Annotated in this window: 12 protein-coding genes; 7 read left to right on the top strand and 5 right to left on the bottom strand. The window is 69.0% G+C overall.

What is annotated here, in order from left to right:
* Positions 1 to 196: 196 nt before the first annotated feature.
* Positions 197 to 1,441, top strand: a complete 1,245-nt coding sequence (locus Q8S38_RS11525; RefSeq protein ID WP_305680573.1) for an MFS transporter — start codon at positions 197 to 199, stop codon at positions 1,439 to 1,441.
* A gap of 83 nt (positions 1,442 to 1,524) precedes the next feature.
* Positions 1,525 to 2,511, top strand: a complete 987-nt coding sequence (gene acuI / locus Q8S38_RS11520) for an acrylyl-CoA reductase (NADPH) (RefSeq protein WP_305680572.1) — start codon at positions 1,525 to 1,527, stop codon at positions 2,509 to 2,511.
* A 3-nt stretch (positions 2,512 to 2,514) separates the two neighbouring features.
* On the opposite strand, the gene Q8S38_RS11515 is transcribed toward acuI, so the two are convergent.
* Together Q8S38_RS11515 and Q8S38_RS11510 are read right to left on the bottom strand one after the other, a co-directional pair.
* Positions 2,515 to 3,405, bottom strand: coding sequence for a LysR family transcriptional regulator (locus Q8S38_RS11515; protein WP_305680571.1), 891 nt, complete (start codon positions 3,403 to 3,405; stop codon positions 2,515 to 2,517).
* Positions 3,406 to 3,629: 224 nt separating this feature from the next.
* Positions 3,630 to 4,637 (bottom strand): L-threonylcarbamoyladenylate synthase, encoded by a 1,008-nt coding sequence (locus tag Q8S38_RS11510; RefSeq protein WP_305680570.1) that lies wholly within the window; start codon positions 4,635 to 4,637, stop codon positions 3,630 to 3,632.
* 235 nt (positions 4,638 to 4,872) lie between these two features.
* Between Q8S38_RS11510 and Q8S38_RS11505 the strand changes: the two genes are divergently transcribed.
* The 4 genes from Q8S38_RS11505 (at position 4,873) to Q8S38_RS11490 (ending at position 10,398) form a co-directional block, all read left to right on the top strand.
* On the top strand, positions 4,873 to 6,648 hold the full coding sequence (locus tag Q8S38_RS11505; RefSeq protein WP_305680569.1) for an acyl-CoA dehydrogenase family protein: 1,776 nt from the start codon (positions 4,873 to 4,875) through the stop codon (positions 6,646 to 6,648).
* Complete coding sequence (locus tag Q8S38_RS11500; RefSeq protein WP_305680568.1) at positions 6,645 to 7,496, top strand: SDR family NAD(P)-dependent oxidoreductase; 852 nt, start codon at positions 6,645 to 6,647, stop codon at positions 7,494 to 7,496. Before Q8S38_RS11505 ends, Q8S38_RS11500 begins: the two co-directional genes overlap by 4 nt.
* Before the next feature lie 85 nt (positions 7,497 to 7,581).
* Positions 7,582 to 8,571: a magnesium transporter CorA family protein gene (locus Q8S38_RS11495; RefSeq protein WP_305680567.1), complete on the top strand. Its 990-nt coding sequence runs from the start codon at positions 7,582 to 7,584 to the stop codon at positions 8,569 to 8,571.
* Positions 8,572 to 8,613: 42 nt separating this feature from the next.
* Positions 8,614 to 10,398 (top strand): SLC13 family permease, encoded by a 1,785-nt coding sequence (locus tag Q8S38_RS11490; protein WP_305680566.1) that lies wholly within the window; start codon positions 8,614 to 8,616, stop codon positions 10,396 to 10,398.
* A gap of 16 nt (positions 10,399 to 10,414) precedes the next feature.
* On the opposite strand, the gene Q8S38_RS11485 is transcribed toward Q8S38_RS11490, so the two are convergent.
* The 3 genes from Q8S38_RS11485 to Q8S38_RS11475 form a co-directional block, all read right to left on the bottom strand.
* Positions 10,415 to 12,379: a methyl-accepting chemotaxis protein gene (locus Q8S38_RS11485; RefSeq protein ID WP_305680565.1), complete on the bottom strand. Its 1,965-nt coding sequence runs from the start codon at positions 12,377 to 12,379 to the stop codon at positions 10,415 to 10,417.
* 150 nt (positions 12,380 to 12,529) lie between these two features.
* A complete protein-coding gene (locus Q8S38_RS11480; RefSeq protein WP_305680564.1) occupies positions 12,530 to 13,033 on the bottom strand; it encodes an MOSC domain-containing protein in 504 nt (167 codons plus the stop codon).
* Between the two features lie 5 nt (positions 13,034 to 13,038).
* Positions 13,039 to 14,085: a cysteine synthase A gene (locus Q8S38_RS11475; protein WP_305680563.1), complete on the bottom strand. Its 1,047-nt coding sequence runs from the start codon at positions 14,083 to 14,085 to the stop codon at positions 13,039 to 13,041.
* Between the two features lie 142 nt (positions 14,086 to 14,227).
* Here Q8S38_RS11475 and Q8S38_RS11470 point away from each other — a divergent pair, with 142 nt between their 5' ends.
* Positions 14,228 to 15,484 (top strand): class I SAM-dependent RNA methyltransferase, encoded by a 1,257-nt coding sequence (locus Q8S38_RS11470; protein ID WP_305680562.1) that lies wholly within the window; start codon positions 14,228 to 14,230, stop codon positions 15,482 to 15,484.
* Positions 15,485 to 15,486 lie beyond the last annotated feature (2 nt).

The following is a 15,486-nucleotide window of genomic DNA, read 5'->3' as shown; positions in this document are numbered from 1 at the left end:
TGCCTGAACCGTTCCGGAATGGATCCTGGGTTTCCCTTCGGTCGCCCGGGATGACCCGCCATGAGGAGCAGGCCGTGACAGCCCCCTCCCATGCGCGCCCGTGATGCGCCCTGCCACGAAATCGCGTTATCGGACGGTGCGAGGCGGCGCTATCGTGCGGCGAAAGCCAAGCCAGATTCCCGGAGTGTCGAAGCCCATGAGCGTCGTGTCCAAGGCCGCCCCGGGGCGCAGCCATGCGCCGGAGATCATCGTCGCGGCGGGCTGCCTGATCGCGCTGATCACCTTCGGGCCGCGCGCCAGCGCCGGCCTGTTCCAGATCCCGATGACCGTGGAGTTCGGCTGGGGGCGCGACACCTTCGGGCTGGCGCTCGCGATCCAGAACCTGCTCTGGGGGCTGGGCGCGCCGTTTGCCGGCGCTATTGCCGACCGCTTCGGCATCGTCAAGGTGTTCTGCGCCGGCGCGCTGCTCTATGCTGCGGGCCTCGTCGTGATGGCGCTGGCCACCACGCCGCTGCAGCTGCATTTCGGCGCCGGCGTGCTGATCGGCTTCGGCCTCTCGGCCTGTTCCTTCAACCTCGTGCTCGCCGCCTTCGGCAAGCTCCTGCCCGAATCCTGGCGGCCGATGGCGTTCGGCGCCGGCACGGCGGCGGGCTCCTTCGGTCAGTTCCTCTATCCGCCGATCGGCAACATCCTGATCGAGCAGATCGGCTGGAACCAGGCGCTGATGGTCTTCGCGCTGACGCTGCTGCCGATCCTGCCGATCTCGATCTTCCTGTCGACGCGCAAGCTCGGCGGCGCGGTCCAGGCGTCGGCCGCCAACCTGCCCAACCAGTCGATCGCCCAGGCGCTGGCGGAGGCCTTCAAGCACCGCAGCTATGTCCTGCTCGTGCTCGGCTTCTTCACCTGCGGCTTCCAGCTCGCCTTCATCACCGTCCACATGCCGGCCTATCTCAAGGATATGGGCCTGGCGGCCTGGGTCGGCGGCTGGACGCTGGCGGTGATCGGGCTCGCGAACGCCGTCGGCTCGCTCTCCTCGGGCTGGCTCTCGACGCGGATGCCCAAGCGCCATCTGCTGGCCTGGATCTATCTCGGTCGTTCGCTGGCGATCGCCGTCTTCATCCTGCTGCCGCCGAGCCCGGCGACGGCGATCTGCTTCGGCATCGTCATCGGCCTGTTCTGGCTCTCGACCGTGCCGCCGACCTCCTCGCTGGTCATGCTGATGTTCGGCACCAAGTACATGGCGATGCTCTATGGCTTCGCCTTCTTCTCGCACCAGGTCGGCGGGTTTCTCGGCGTCTGGCTCGGCGGCCTGCTCTACGAGGCCTTCGGCTCCTACATCGTCGTCTGGTGGCTCTCGGTCGCGCTCGGCATTGCGTCTGCGCTGATCAACCTGCCGATCGTCGAGAAGCCGGTCGAGCGCGCGGTGCCGCAGCCGGCCTGACGAAAGGCGCAGGGCGAGCGGGCTTGCCCCGCGGCCTGCGCTGCGTATCTGCTGCCGGAAACGACATTCTGGAGGATGCGCCCATGACCAGCTTCAAGGCCCTCGTCGCCACCAAGGGCGAAACCGGCCCGAACCTCGCCTTCACGGAGTTCGCCGAGAGCGACCTGATGGACGGCGACGTCACCGTCCGCGTCACGCATTCGACGGTGAACTACAAGGACGGGCTGGCGCTCACCGGCCGCGCGCCGGTGATCCGGCGCTGGCCGATGATCCCCGGCATCGATTTCGCCGGACGGGTCGAGATCTCCGAGCATCCCGATTTCAAGCCCGGCGACCTCGTCATCCTCAATGGCTGGGGCACGGGCGAGACCCATCTGGGCGCCTATGCCCAGAAGAGCCGCGTCAAGGGCGACTGGCTGGTGCCGCTGCCTGAAGGCCTCAACCCCGACGAGGCGATGGCGATCGGCACCGCCGGCTATACTGCCATGCTCTGCGTGCTGGCGCTGGAGAAGCATGGGCTCAAACCCTCGGACGGCCCGGTGGTCGTCACGGGCGCGGCCGGCGGTGTCGGCTCGGTGGCGGTCGCGCTGCTGGCGAAAGCCGGCTGGCATGTCATCGCCTCGACCGGGCGCCCCGAGGAGGCGGAGTATCTCAAGGGCCTCGGCGCCGCCGAGATCATCGATCGCGCGGAATTGTCGGCGCCCGGCCGCCCGCTCGGCAAGGAGCGCTGGATCGCCGGCGTCGACGCGGTGGGCTCGCACACGCTGGCGAACCTCCTCTCGATGACGAAATATGGCGGCGCCATCGCCGCCTGCGGCCTCGCCCAGGGCATGGACCTGCCGGCCTCCGTCGCGCCCTTCATCCTGCGCGGCGTCGCCCTGCTCGGCATCGATTCGGTGATGTGCCCCAAGCCGCGCCGGCTCAAGGCCTGGGCGAGGCTGGCGGCTGACCTCGACCGCGAGCGCCTCGCCCTGATGACGACGCGCATCCCGCTAAGCGAGGTGATCGAGACCGGCCGCGCGATCGTCGACGGGAAGGTGCGCGGGCGGGTCGTGGTGGAAATCGGCTAGCGCCTATACGATCGTCCCCTCGATCAGCGCCCGCTTCTTCGCCAGTTCGCCGCCGACGAAATCCATGAAGGCGCGCACGCGCGGGGCGTTGCGGATGTCGGGATGGGTCAGGATCCACAGCCCCGCCGCGAAATCCGGATCGGGCGGGAGCAGCCGCACCAGCCCCGGCCGCTGGTCGGCGATGAAGCAGGGCAGGGGGCCGATGCCGAGCCCCTGCTCGACCGCCTCGGCCAGCCCCAGCACCGCCGAACTCTTCAGGGCGATGCGCTCGGGCGCGACCTTGTCGCGGACGAAGCGCGCAGCCTTCACATGGCCGAGCGCGTCGCCGAGCCCGACCCAGTCGCGCGCGAACAGGTCGGCGGGGTCCGCCCGGGCGGCGGCGTTGCCGTAGATCGCCCAGTTCAGCGTCGCCAGCCGCCGCCCGACCAGCGTTTCGCCGGGCGCATCGCTGGCGCGAATGGCGATGTCGGCGTCGCGCTTGGACAGGTTCAGCGCCTGGTTGCCGATCACGATGTCGAGCCGGATCGCCGGATGGGCGACCCGGAAACTCGCGAAGATCGGCAGCAGCAGGTTGAGATAGAGCGTGTCGGTGGTGGTGATGCGCAATTCGCCGGAGGGGGCGAGGTCGCGCCCGGCGAGCCTTCGGCTGAAGGCGGCGACATCGTCCTCGACGCGTCCCGCCAGCGCCGCCATCTCGACGCCGGCCACCGTCGCGACATAGCCGGTCTTGCGACGCTCGAAGAGTTGGAGCCCGACCTGCTCCTCGATCTGCCCGAGCCGGCGAAACACGGTCGAATGGTTGACGCCGAGCGCGGCGGCCGCTCCCGTCAGCCCGTCATGGTCGGCGATGGCCTTGATCAGCCGGAAATCGTCCCAGGCGAGATTGAGGTTCATGGGTGGCCCTGTCGTCGAGGGCGGACAGGCAAGCGGAAATCTTGCGGGAGTGCAAGGAGTTGCCCTGAGGAAGGTTCAGGTCGGGCCTGGAAACTCCGGCCCTCATCCCGAGGAGCGCGTCTCGAAGGATGCTCCAGATGGTTCCGGAGCCTCCTCGAGCATCCTTCGAGACGCCGCTGCGCGGCTCCTCAGGATGAGGGCTCATGTCGTAGCCGATGCTGAGATCACCGCGGCGCAGCGGCTCTCCGGAGCCGGTCGTTGATGGCCTCGCCGAGGCCGTGATCGGGGATTGGCGCTACGGCGATCACGGCGGGGCCGGCGGCATCGAGCGCCCGCAGATGCCCGAACAGATTCGCCGCCGCCTCGGTGAGATCGCCGCCGGGGCTGAGATCGAGCCCGGGCGCGGCGCTCGCCAGCAGGGCCGGGTCGCTGCCGAAGCCGAGCCAGGCCTCGCCGGGGCGCGGGGCGTCAGCCTCGAGCCGGATCCGCGCCGCGGGCGCATAATGCGAGGCGAGCAGGCCCGGCGAGATCGGCGCCATGCCGGCCTCGCCCGCGAGCATGAGGGAGCGCCCGATCACGCCCTCGATCGCGCTGCGCGGCACGCCGCCCGGACGCAGCAGGCGCGGCGCGCCGTCGAGACAGGCGACGATGGTCGATTCGACCCCGACCTCCGTCACGCCCCCGTCCAGCACCGCGTCGATCCGGCCGTCGAGATCTTCAAGCACATGCGCTGCGCTCGTCGCGCTGACTCGGCCCGAGCGGTTGGCGGAAGGCGCAGCGATGGGCCGCCCCGCCGCTTGCAGGATCGCATGGGCGACGGGATGCGACGGCACCCGCAGCGCGACCGAGCCGAGCCCCGCGCGTGCCAGTTCGCTGACCTCGCAACCGGCCGAGACCGGCACCACCAGCGTCAGCGGCCCGGGCCAGAAGGCCCGCGCCAGCGCCAGCGCGTTGGCGTCGAACAGCCCCTGCCGGCGGGCAGCGGCGAGATCGGGCAGATGCGCGATCAGCGGGTTGAAGCTCGGCCGCTCCTTGGCGCCGTAGATGCCGGCGACCGCCGCGCCGGAGGTCGCGTCGGCCGCGAGCCCGTAGACCGTCTCGGTCGGCAGCGCAACGAGGCGGCCCTCACGCAGCAGGGCGGCGGCACGCGCGATGCCGTCGGCATCGGGGCGCAGCCGCTCGGTCACGCGGGGGGAGGGGACATCCTGCGTCACGGGAATCTGCGTCACCATGGCTCCATCGCCGGGCGGTCGCGCCCGATTGACCCAAGACGGTTTACATCTAAACTATATCAACGCCGCAGCGGAGCCGTTCGCGCAGCGCATGGCATCGGGGATAGTTCCTCGCTACCATCGCGGCAACGCCAAAAGCGGCTGGCCGGGGCATGGCGCATGGCCAGCCGACGTCACGAAAACAGAGATGGCCGGCTGCGACAGTGGCAAGGCTGGCGTCCAGGGAGAAGACATCATGAGCTATCGCGCCCCCGTCGAGGACATCCTCGCCACGATGCGCCATGTCGCGGGCCTCGACAGGCTGATCGCGGATGGTCTGGCGCCGGAGCTCGATGGCGACATGGCCCAGGCCGTGCTCGACGAAGCCGCGAAATTCGCCGGCGACGTGCTCGCGCCCCTGAATCGCGTCGGCGACAAGCATGGCTGTCTGCTGAAGGACGGCGCCGTCACCACCCCGCCGGGCTGGAAGGACGCCTACACCGCCTGGGCCGGCGCGGGCTGGAACGCGCTGCCGGCCCCGCCCGAGCATGGCGGGCAGGGCCTGCCGGCGCTGCTGCAATCGGCCTGCATCGAGATGTGGAACTCGGCGGCGTTTGCCTTCGCGCTCGGGCCGCTGCTGACGGTCGGCGCCATCGAGGCGCTGCACGCCCATGGCTCGGAGCACCTCAAGGAAACCTATCTCCCCAAGCTCGTCTCCGGCGAGTGGATGGGCACGATGAACCTGACCGAGCCTCAGGCCGGCTCCGATCTCAACGCGCTGCGTGCCAAGGCCGAGCCCGTCGGCGACGGCACCTACAAGATCACCGGCCAGAAGATCTACATCACCTATGGCGAGCACGACCTGACCGAGAACATTGTGCATCTCGTGCTGGCGCGCCTGCCGGATGCGCCGGCGGGCACGCGCGGCATCTCGCTCTTCCTGGTGCCGAAATACCTCGTCAACGGCGATGGTTCGCTCGGCGCGCATAACGATCTGCGCTGCTCCGGCATCGAGCACAAGCTGGGCATCCACGCCTCGCCGACCTGCTCGATGGCCTATGGCGACAAGGGCGGGGCGATCGGCTGGCTGATCGGCGAGGAGAATCGCGGGCTGGCCTGCATGTTCACGATGATGAACAACGCCCGCCTCAACGTTGCGCTCCAGGGTGTCGCCATCGCCGAGCGGGCCTATCAGCAGGCGCTGCATTTCGCGAGGGAGCGCCGGCAGGGCACGGCGCTCGATGCGCCCAAGGGGGCGCCGATGAGCCCGATCCTCGTCCACCCCGATGTCCGGCGGATGCTGATGGAGATGCGGGCGAAGACGCAAGCCGCCCGCGCCATCGCCTATCAGGTGGCCGAGGCGCTCGACCGTTCACACCGCGCCGGTGACGCGGCCGCACGCAAGGCCGCCGCCGAACGCGCCGCGATCCTCACCCCCGTCGCCAAGGCCTATGCCACCGATATCGGCGTCGAGGTTGCCTCCACCGGCATCCAGATCCATGGCGGCATGGGCTATGTCGAGGAGACCGGCGCCGCCCAGCATCTGCGCGATGCCCGCATCGCCACGATCTACGAGGGCACCAACGGGATTCAGGCGATCGACCTCGTGCTGCGCAAGCTGCCCCTCTCGGGCGGGCAGGCTGTCGCGGACCTGATCGCTGAGATGCGTGGCGTCGTGTCGGAGGTGAAGGCGGCCAACACCCCGGGCTTCGGCCACAGTGCGGTGCGCCTCGGCGCCGCCGTCGATGCGCTCGAGCGCGCGACACAGTGGATGCTGGCGACCATGGGCAGCGATCAGGGGGCCGTGCTGGCCGGCGCGACGCCCTATCTCAAGCTCTTCGCTTTGGCGCAGGGCGGTACCGGCCTCGCCCGCAAGGCGCTCGCCACCCGCACCGAGGCGCAAGGGACGGACGATCTCGCCACAGCCCGCTTCTTCGCCGAGATCCTGGTGACCGAGGCGCCGTCTCTCGAACTGGCGGTGACGGAAGGGGCGGGGGCCATCGCGGACGCGGCATCGGTCTTCGCGGCGTGAGCGAGCCGGAGCGTCCGCTCGCCAACCGCATCTGCCTCGTCGCCGGCGCCTCGCGTGGGCTCGGGCGTGGCATTGCCCGGGCGCTGGGGGAAGCCGGCGCGACCGTCATCGTCACCGGCCGCTCCAGCGAGGCCGGCCCGCGCACCGATCAGCGCCTGGAGACCTTCGAGGACGCGGCGCGCGAGGTCGAGGCTGCCGGGGGGCGCGGCCATCCCTATCGCTGCGACCACACCCAGGAACGCGAGGTCGACCAGCTCGTCTCCTGGTGCCTGCGTCGCTTCGGCCGGCTGGACGGCGTCGTCGATGCCGTCTGGGGCGGCAATGAGGGCTATGACGGTCAACGCTATCCGGACGGCTCGGCCTTCGGCGCGCCGTTCTGGCGAAGGCCGGTGGCGCGGCTGGGCCAGAGCTTCGAGAGCGGCGTCTATGCGCAGTTGCTGCTGGCGCGCGCGGTCGCGCCTGCCATGGTGCAGGCGCGCAAGGGGCTGATCGTCACGGTCAGCTTCGACACGGAAGGCGGCTATCTCGGCGACGTCGTCTACGATCTCGCGCAAGCGGTGATGAACCGGCTGACGCTGGCGATGGGCCATGAACTCAAACCCTTTGGCGTTACCGCGCTCGGCCTCTCGCCGGGCCGTGTCGCGACCGAGCGTGTCCGGGACGCCGGACTGGCGACCGAGGCGCTTGAAACGCCCGCCTATGCCGGCCGCGCGGTTGCAGCCCTGCTCGCCGATCCGCACGTGGCGCGCCATGCCGGGCAGGTGCTCAACGTCGCCGATCTGGCCCGCGCCCATGGCTTCACCGACCGCGACGGCAGCATGCCGGAGCGCTTCGTGCCGCAGGCCTGACCCGCCCGTTATCGGTTTGACACGGCCTGCGGGTTGGGGTTCCTGCGCTGCTCAACGCCGCCGCGACCAACCCGGATTGCCCGCCATGCTGATGATCAACACCATCTGCCCCGAGCATGGCGACCGGCTCGTGCGCCGGGTCCTGCCGGACGAGGAGGCGATTCCCCAGGGCGCGATCTGGGTCGATCTGCTCAACCCCACCGCCGCCGAAGACAAGAAGATCGAAACCTATCTCGGCATCTCGATCCCGACCCGGGAGGAGATGCACGATCTCGAGCCCTCCGAGATCATCTACACCGAGAACGGCGCGCATTACATGACCGCGCGCATCATCTGCCAGTCGGAAACCGATGTGCCCAAGCTGGCCGACGTCACCTTCATTCTGACGGACACGGCGCTGATCACGGTGCGCTATGACGAGCCGGGCGCCTTCACCATCTTCCTCAACCGCGCCAACAAGCCCGGCGGCTGCGGCCTCGAGCCCGCCGCCGTGATCGAAGGGCTGTTCGAGGCGATCGTCGACCGCGCCGCCGAGGTTTTGCGCGGCGTCGGCGACCGCGTCGACCTGCGCTCGCGGCGCATCTTCGAGGGGCGGGGTTCCCAGGTCGAGCAGGGTGGCGCCTATCAGGCGGTGATCCGCAAGATCGGGCAGTACGAGCACATCATCTCGAATGTCCGCGAGAGCATGGTGTCGGTCGAGCGCGTGCTGCTGTTCCTCTCGGCCAACTTCAAGCGCTCGAAGAAATCCGCCAGCGCGATCGTGCCCGAATGGCGCAGCGCCATCCGCGACGTCCAGGCGATCGAGGAGCACGCGACCTTCCTGACCAGCAAGCTCCAGTTCATGCTCGACGCGACGCTGGGCCTCGTCGGGCTCGAGCAGAACAAGATCATCAAGCTGTTCTCGGTGGTCTCCGTGGTGCTGATGCCGCCGACTTTGATCGCCTCGATCTACGGAATGAACTTCAAGGCGATGCCGGAGTTGGAATGGGCCCACGGCTATCCGATGGCGCTGGCGATGATGGTGATCTTCGCGGTGCTGCCATACCTGTTCTTCAGGTGGAAGAAGTGGCTCTGACCACGCGAGCCTGAGATCTCGCGCAAATGCGGGATCGATGCGATGACCACCCCTCAGCTTCTCTCCGTCTCGCTCGTGGCGGTGATGATGGCGGCCTTCCTGTGGGGCCGGCTTCGCTATGACATCGTCGCCATGCTGTCGCTGCTGGTCGGCGTCGCCATCGGCATCGTGCCGGCCGCTGAGGCGTTCAAGGGCTTTTCCGACGACATCGTCATCATCGTGGGAAGCGCGCTCGTGCTCAGCGCCGCGGTGGCGCGCTCGCGGGTGATCGAGCGCGTTCTGGCGCGGGTCACGCCGGTTCTCGGCTCGGTCCAGTCTCAGGTCGTGCTGCTGGTCGTGGTGGTGGCCGTCATGTCGGCGATCATCAAGAACATCGGCGCGCTGGCGATGATGCTGCCGATCGCCTATCAGCTCGCCCGCAAGGGCGGCCACTCGCCCTCCGTCTTCCTGATGCCGATGGCCTTCGCCTCGCTGCTCGGCGGCGTCGTCACGCTGGTCGGGACCTCGCCCAACGTCATCGTCTCCCGCGTGCGGGCCGAACTCGGCGGCGAGCCATTCTCGATGTTCGACTTCACGCCCGTCGGCATCGTGGTTGCGCTCGCCGGCTGCGCCTTCCTGATGGTCGGCTACCGCCTGCTGCCCCAGGACCGGCGCGGCGCTGTCTCGCTCGACCAGGCCATCGACATCAAGGACTACGTCACCGAGGCCAAGATCGGCGCAACGTCGGTCCTGGCCGGCCAGACGGTGGCCGACCTCAAGGCGATCGGCGACGGCGAATTGCAGATCGTGGCGATCCTGCGCGACGAGCGCCGCACGCAGGCGCCCTTGCCCGATGCGACCCTCAAGGCCGGCGATACGCTGCTGCTGCGTGGCGATGCGGCGGTTCTGGAGCGTGTCGTCGCGGAGGGCGGACTGGATCTCGACGGCCAGAACCGGCCGATGGAGAAGGAGGACGCGCTCGACCCCGACCAGGTGAGCGAGGCGATCATCGGCCCCGACTCGGTGCTGATCGGGCAATCGGCCGGGGATATGGGGCTTCATGCCCGCTTCGGCGTGAACATGATCGCGATCAGCCGGGCCGGCGAGCGTTCGACGGAGCGCCTGCGCGACATCCGCCTGAGGGCCGGCGACGTCGTCGTCATCCAGGGCGACGAGAAGCAGCTGCCTGAAAAGCTGCTGGAACTCGGCCTGCTGCCGCTCGCCGACCGCGTCGTCTCGCTGGGCTCGACCCGCAAGGCGGTGCTGACCGTGTCGATCGTGCTCGCCGCCGTGGTGACGCTGGCTTTTGGCCTTGCACCGGTCCCGATGACCTTCTTCGCCGCCGCCGTGCTGCTGATCACGCTGCGCTGCCTGCCTTTGCGCGAGGCCTATAGCAGCATCGACGCGCCGATCCTGCTGATGCTGGCGGCGCTGATCCCGGTCAGCGACACGCTGCGCTCGACCGGCGCCACCGACCTCTTCGCCGGCTGGCTGGCGCAGGTTGGCTCGGGGATGCCGGGCTGGGCTTCCGTCGCGCTGATCCTGGCGGCGGCGATGGCGGTGACGCCGTTCCTCAACAACGCCGCGACCGTGCTGGTGATGGCGCCGATCGGCGCGGGCTTCGCCGCCAAGCTCGGCTACAACCCCGACGCCTTCCTGATGGCGGTGGCGATCGGCGCGGCCTGCGACTTCCTCACCCCGATCGGGCACCAGTGCAACACGCTGGTGATGGGCCCGGGCGGCTACAAATTCAGCGATTACCCGAAACTGGGCGCGCCTTTGTCGCTGATCGTGCTGCTCGTGGCCGTGCCGATGATCCTGCTCGTCTGGCCGTTGCAGGCGGGATAGCGGCGCGCGCGACCGCTCACGCGACGAGGCGTCCCATCAGCTGCTCGACCTCGTTCGCCAGCCTCTGGCTCTGGCTGTTCAACTGACGGGCCGAGGCGCTGACCTGTCCGGCCGCCTCCGTCGTCAGCCTTGCGCCGCTGTTCACATCGTCGATGGTGTGCGCGACCTCGGCCGTCAGATGCGCCGTGCGCTGGGCGTTGCTGGAGATATCGCCGATGATCGCGGTCTGCTCGACGAAGGCGGAGGCCATCGCGATCGCGATTTGCGACATGCGCTCGATGGTTTCGCTGACCTCCTCGATCGACGTCACCGAGCTGCGTGTCGCGTTCTGCATGTCGCTGACCAGCCTGCCGATGTCGTGCGTCGCCGTGGCGGTCTGCGCCGCGAGCGCCTTGACCTCGGCGGCGACGACGGCGAAGCCGCGCCCGGCATCACCCGCGCGCGCGGCCTCGATGGTCGCGTTGAGCGCCAGCAGATTGGTCTGCTGGGCGATGTTCGAGATCACGCCGAGCACCGCTCCGATGCGGCTTGCCGCCGTCGAGAGCGACACCATCCGCTCATTGGTCAACCGCGTGTGCTCGACGGCGTTGCTGGCGATGCGGCTCGATTCGTCGAGCTGTCGACTGATTTCCTGGACAGCGACGGCGATCTCCTCCGCCGCCACGGCCATGGCGGTGACATGGCCGGAGGCCTGCCGCGCGGCGCCGCCGACCAGTTCGGAACGTGTCTGCGCCTGGCCCGCCGTTGCCGACATGTCGCTGGCGGCGACTTCGAGCTGCTGGGACGCAGCCGCCACGCTTGCGACGATGTCGCCGGCCGCTGCCTGGAATCGGTTGGCGACCTCGTGCAGCAGGCGGCTGCGTTCATCCGCATTGCGCCGCTCGATGTCCTCGAGGTCGCGCCTCGCCGCATCGGCGACGATGAGCTGGCGACGAAAATCGTCGATCGCCCGCGCGATGTCGCCGATTTCGTCCGAGCGGTCGCGCCCGCTGATCACGGTTTCGCGCTGCCCACCCGAGATCCGGGCCACCTGAGCCGACAAGGCCATCAGAGGCCTGGCCAGACTGCGGCCGGCCGCCAGCGTCACCAGCACGATCGCCAGAAAGAACGCCAGCTGCAGCCCGAGCTTGATCGTCATCTCGGTGCGATGATCATCGACCCGGTCCGACAACAGTTGCGCCAGGCCTGCTTCCGCCCCGCCCATCATCGCGACCGTCATGGTCAGCTGGTGCGCGATCGCCATGTCCGCCTTCGTGACCAGATCCGGCGCCTCGGTCTCGGCGACGATCCTGTCGATGGTCGCGGAGACGGCATGGATCGCCTGCAACAGGGTGGAGGGCGCCTCGCCGAGTTCGCGGCGCAGGCTGCCATCGGCATTGCCTTCGAATGCGGAGGCGAGCGCGTTTTGAACCGCGTCGCGCCCGCGGTCGAACCGGCTGGCGGCCGAAACCAGCGCCGCGAGATCGCTCCTTGTCCCGAAGCCTGCATGATAGGGGATCAGGGCCTGCCGCAGGGCGAGCCCCGAGACCATCATCTCGGGCAGCAGCACCGTGACCAGGCTCATCAGATAATAGCTGTCGAGCTTCGGATCGAGCGTCAGATAGGACCCGTCGGCGATCTTCACCAGGGCGGGCTGGGCCTGCGTCAGCGCCAGCAGCGGGTCGGGCTGGGCGGCGGCCCGCAGGAACGCCGATATCGCCTCCGCCGAGCCGAACGCCGTGTCGTAGCGCGCGCGCGTCGGGCCGAGCGCCTCGATGGTCGCGGGCGCGACACCCGTCGTCGTCTTGGTCAGCGCGGCCAGCACGGGGGTCAGCGCCTGCAGATAGCGAACGCCATCGAGCTCGCGTGCGGCGAAGCTGATGTCCTTGTTGGCCTGAGCGACGTAGGAATACGTCATCAACCCGAACGGAACCGCGACCAGCAGCAGAAGGCAGGACAGCTTCTTGCTGATCCTGAAATCAGCGTAGCGAAGGAAACCCATCACGATGACCCGAAGCCCCGGCGACCAAGATGTCGCGGACCGGATGACGATAGGTAAAAAGCTCCTCTATTTGATTAAGACGATGCCTGAAAATCGGGGATCGTCGAAAAGCAGCCGGAAACCGATCTCCAGGCGCTTGATCCATCTGCGTCATCGCTCGATGGTACGCATGACGACGCTGCCGATACTGACCTCGCCGGCTTCGATCACCCGCGCCGTGATCCCGCCATGGCCGCGCACGGCATTGTAACCGCCTTCGCCGAGGATTTCTTCCATCCGAGAGCAGGGATGGCATTCGCCGGTCGCCTCCAGCACCGCCGTGCCGAGCCGGAGATGGCGTCCCTTGAGGGCGGCGAGGTTGATCCCGGAGACCACGATGTTGCGGCGAAGCAGTTCGGGCGTGAGTGCGTCGCAGCCGAGATGGGCGGCGATGGCGGCCAGATGCTCGGCCTGGATCAGCGTGACATGCCGGGCGCCGCCGGTGCGGCTGCTGTAATGGTCGCCGAGCAGACCCTGCTGGGGATCGAGCGTCGCGGTCTCGACGATCTGCATTGGGCCGCGCCGCAGCGGCCGCAGGCCGATCCAGACCACGCGACCGGGCCGCATCGGGGCGTCGAGCAGCCGGGCAAGGGGGGAGGCGGGATCGAGCGGCAAGCGCCTCAGCCCATCACCCGCGCCACCACATCCTTCAGCCCTGCGCCATCCCGCTCCAGCCAGCCCGGCACCGGCAGCCCCTTCGAGCGCAGGAATTCCGGATTGAACAGCTTCGACTGGTAGCGCGTGCCGTAGTCGCAGAGGATCGTCACGATGGTGTGGCCGGGACCGAGCTGCCGGGCGAGCCGCATCGCACCCGCGACATTGACCCCGGACGAGCCGCCCAGACACAGGCCCTCATGCTCGAGCAGGTCGAAGACGATCGGGATCGCCTCCGAATCGGGGATCTGGAAGGAGACGTCGATCGGCGCATCCACCAGATTGGCGGTGATGCGGCCCTGGCCGATGCCCTCGGTGATCGAGGAGCCTTCCGACTTGAGTTCGCCAGTGGTGTAGAACGCGTGCAGCGCCGCGCCCATCGGATCGGCCAGCCCGATGGTGATCTTGGGGTTGAAGCGCTTCAGCGCGATGCCGGTGCCCGCCAGCGTGCCGCCGGTGCCCACCGCGCAGATGAAGCCGTCGACCTTGCCGTCGGTCTGCGCCCAGATCTCGGGGCCGGTCGTCTCGATGTGGCCCTGGCGGTTGGCGGTGTTGTCGAACTGGTTGGCCCAGATCGCGCCGTTGGGCTCGGTCTTGGCCAGTTCCGCAGCGAGCCGGCCCGAGACCTTCACATAATTGTTCGGGTTGACGTAGCCGACGGCCGGCACCTCGACCAGGGTCGCGCCGGCCAGCCGCAGCATGTCCTTCTTTTCCTGGCTCTGCGTCTCCGGAATCACGATCACGCAGCGATAGCCCAGCGCATTGCCGACGAGCGCCAGCCCGATGCCGGTGTTGCCGGCCGTGCCCTCGACGATGACGCCGCCCGGCCGCAGCAGCCCCTTCGCCTCGGCATCGCGGATGATGGCGAGCGCCGCGCGGTCCTTGACCGACTGGCCGGGGTTCATGAACTCGGCCTTGCCGAGGATGGTGCAGCCGGTCGCCTGCGAGGCGCGCTTCAGCCTGATCAGCGGCGTATTGCCGATGGCGTCGATGACGCCGTCGCGGATGCTCATGCGGAATTTCCCTGTTGGTCTGCAACCTGATAGGCGAAAGCACGAAACAGGTCATCCATCTCGCGCCCCTCCGCCTCGCTTCGGAAGAATGGGCTCGACGAAGGCCACCGCAGGAGACAATTCGACCCCGATGACGCTCGCCATGAACGAAATTCTCTCGGTGGCCCGGCTGGGCCAGCGCGGCGACGGCATCGCACCGACGCCGGGTGGCGACGTCTTCGTGCCCTATGCCCTGCCGGGCGAGACCGTGCGCGCCGTGCGCGACGGCGACCGGGCGCAGATCGTCGAGATCATCACCCCCGCCGAATCGCGCATTGCCGCGATCTGCCCGCTGTTCACGCGCTGCGGCGGCTGCGTCGCCCAGCATATGGAGCCCTCGCTTTACAGCGCCTGGAAACGCCAGCAGGTGGTCACGGCGCTGTCGCGGGCCGGCATTGCGGCGCCGGTCGCCGAGATCGTCGACGGCCATGGGGCCGGGCGCCGTCGCGTCACCTTCCATGCGCGGCGCGAGGGCGACGATCGCCAGGGGCTCGGCATGCTGGTCGGCTTCATGGTGGCGCGCAGCCATGACCTGATCGCCGTCCCGGCCTGCCCGGTGCTGGCGCCGGGCCTCGCGCGCGCGCCGGCCGTGGCGCAGCTTCTCGCCAACCGGCTCGGCGGCTCCAACAAGCCGCTCGACATCCAGATCACCAGCTCGGATGCCGGCCTCGACGTCGACATCCGCGGTCATGGCCCGGCCGCCGAGAAGCTGCGGCTTTCACTGACCGAAGCAGCCGAGCGGCTCGATCTGGCGCGGCTGGCGATGCATGGCGAGATCGTGGTCGAGCGCCGCCCGCCGCAGCAGCGCATGGGCAAGGCGATGGTCGCGCCCGCGCCCGGCGGCTTCCTGCAGGCGACGGTCGCAGGCGAGGAGGCGATTGCGGCGCTGGTGCTGGCGGCCCTGCCGGCCAAGGTCAAGCGCGTCGCCGATCTCTTCGCCGGATGCGGCCCGTTCAGCTTCCGCCTCGCCGAGCGCGCGCAGGTCCATGCCGTCGAGAGCGACCAGGCCGCGCTGCTGGCGCTGACCCGTGCCGCCGGTACGACGCAAGGCCTGAAGCCGATCGCGACCGAGACCCGCGATCTGTTCCGCCGGCCGCTGCTGGAGCACGAGCTCGACGCCTTCGACGCCGTCGTGCTCGACCCTCCACGGGCGGGCGCGGAAGCGCAGGTGCGGCGTCTGGCCGCCGCCAAGACGCGCACGGTCGTGTACGTATCCTGCGATGTCGGCAGCTTCGCCCGCGACGCCGCGATCCTGATTGCGGGCGGTTATGCGCTGGAAGCTGTCACGCCCGTCGATCAGTTCCGCTATTCCGCCCATATCGAGCTCGTCGGCGTGTTCCGGCGCGCCAAGAAGATCTGAGA

It is taken from the genome of Allobosea sp. (assembly GCF_030695125.1).
GTDB lineage: Bacteria > Pseudomonadota > Alphaproteobacteria > Rhizobiales > Beijerinckiaceae > Allobosea.
Note: the sequence above shows the minus strand (reverse complement) of the source record. Positions and strands in the feature narration are given on the sequence as shown.

Excerpts from the sequence above, each read along its gene's own strand:
- Q8S38_RS11525 (WP_305680573.1), top strand. The coding sequence starts at position 197 with ATGAGCGTCGTGTCCAAGGCCGCCCCGGGGCGCAGCCATGCGCCGGAG.
- acuI (WP_305680572.1), top strand. The coding sequence starts at position 1,525 with ATGACCAGCTTCAAGGCCCTCGTCGCCACCAAGGGCGAAACCGGCCCG.
- Q8S38_RS11515 (WP_305680571.1), bottom strand. The coding sequence starts at position 3,405 with ATGAACCTCAATCTCGCCTGGGACGATTTCCGGCTGATCAAGGCCATC.
- Q8S38_RS11510 (WP_305680570.1), bottom strand. The coding sequence starts at position 4,637 with ATGGTGACGCAGATTCCCGTGACGCAGGATGTCCCCTCCCCCCGCGTG.
- Q8S38_RS11505 (WP_305680569.1), top strand. The coding sequence starts at position 4,873 with ATGAGCTATCGCGCCCCCGTCGAGGACATCCTCGCCACGATGCGCCAT.
- Q8S38_RS11495 (WP_305680567.1), top strand. The coding sequence starts at position 7,582 with ATGCTGATGATCAACACCATCTGCCCCGAGCATGGCGACCGGCTCGTG.
- Q8S38_RS11490 (WP_305680566.1), top strand. The coding sequence starts at position 8,614 with ATGACCACCCCTCAGCTTCTCTCCGTCTCGCTCGTGGCGGTGATGATG.
- Q8S38_RS11485 (WP_305680565.1), bottom strand. The coding sequence starts at position 12,379 with ATGGGTTTCCTTCGCTACGCTGATTTCAGGATCAGCAAGAAGCTGTCC.
- Q8S38_RS11475 (WP_305680563.1), bottom strand. The coding sequence starts at position 14,085 with ATGAGCATCCGCGACGGCGTCATCGACGCCATCGGCAATACGCCGCTG.
- Q8S38_RS11470 (WP_305680562.1), top strand. The coding sequence starts at position 14,228 with ATGAACGAAATTCTCTCGGTGGCCCGGCTGGGCCAGCGCGGCGACGGC.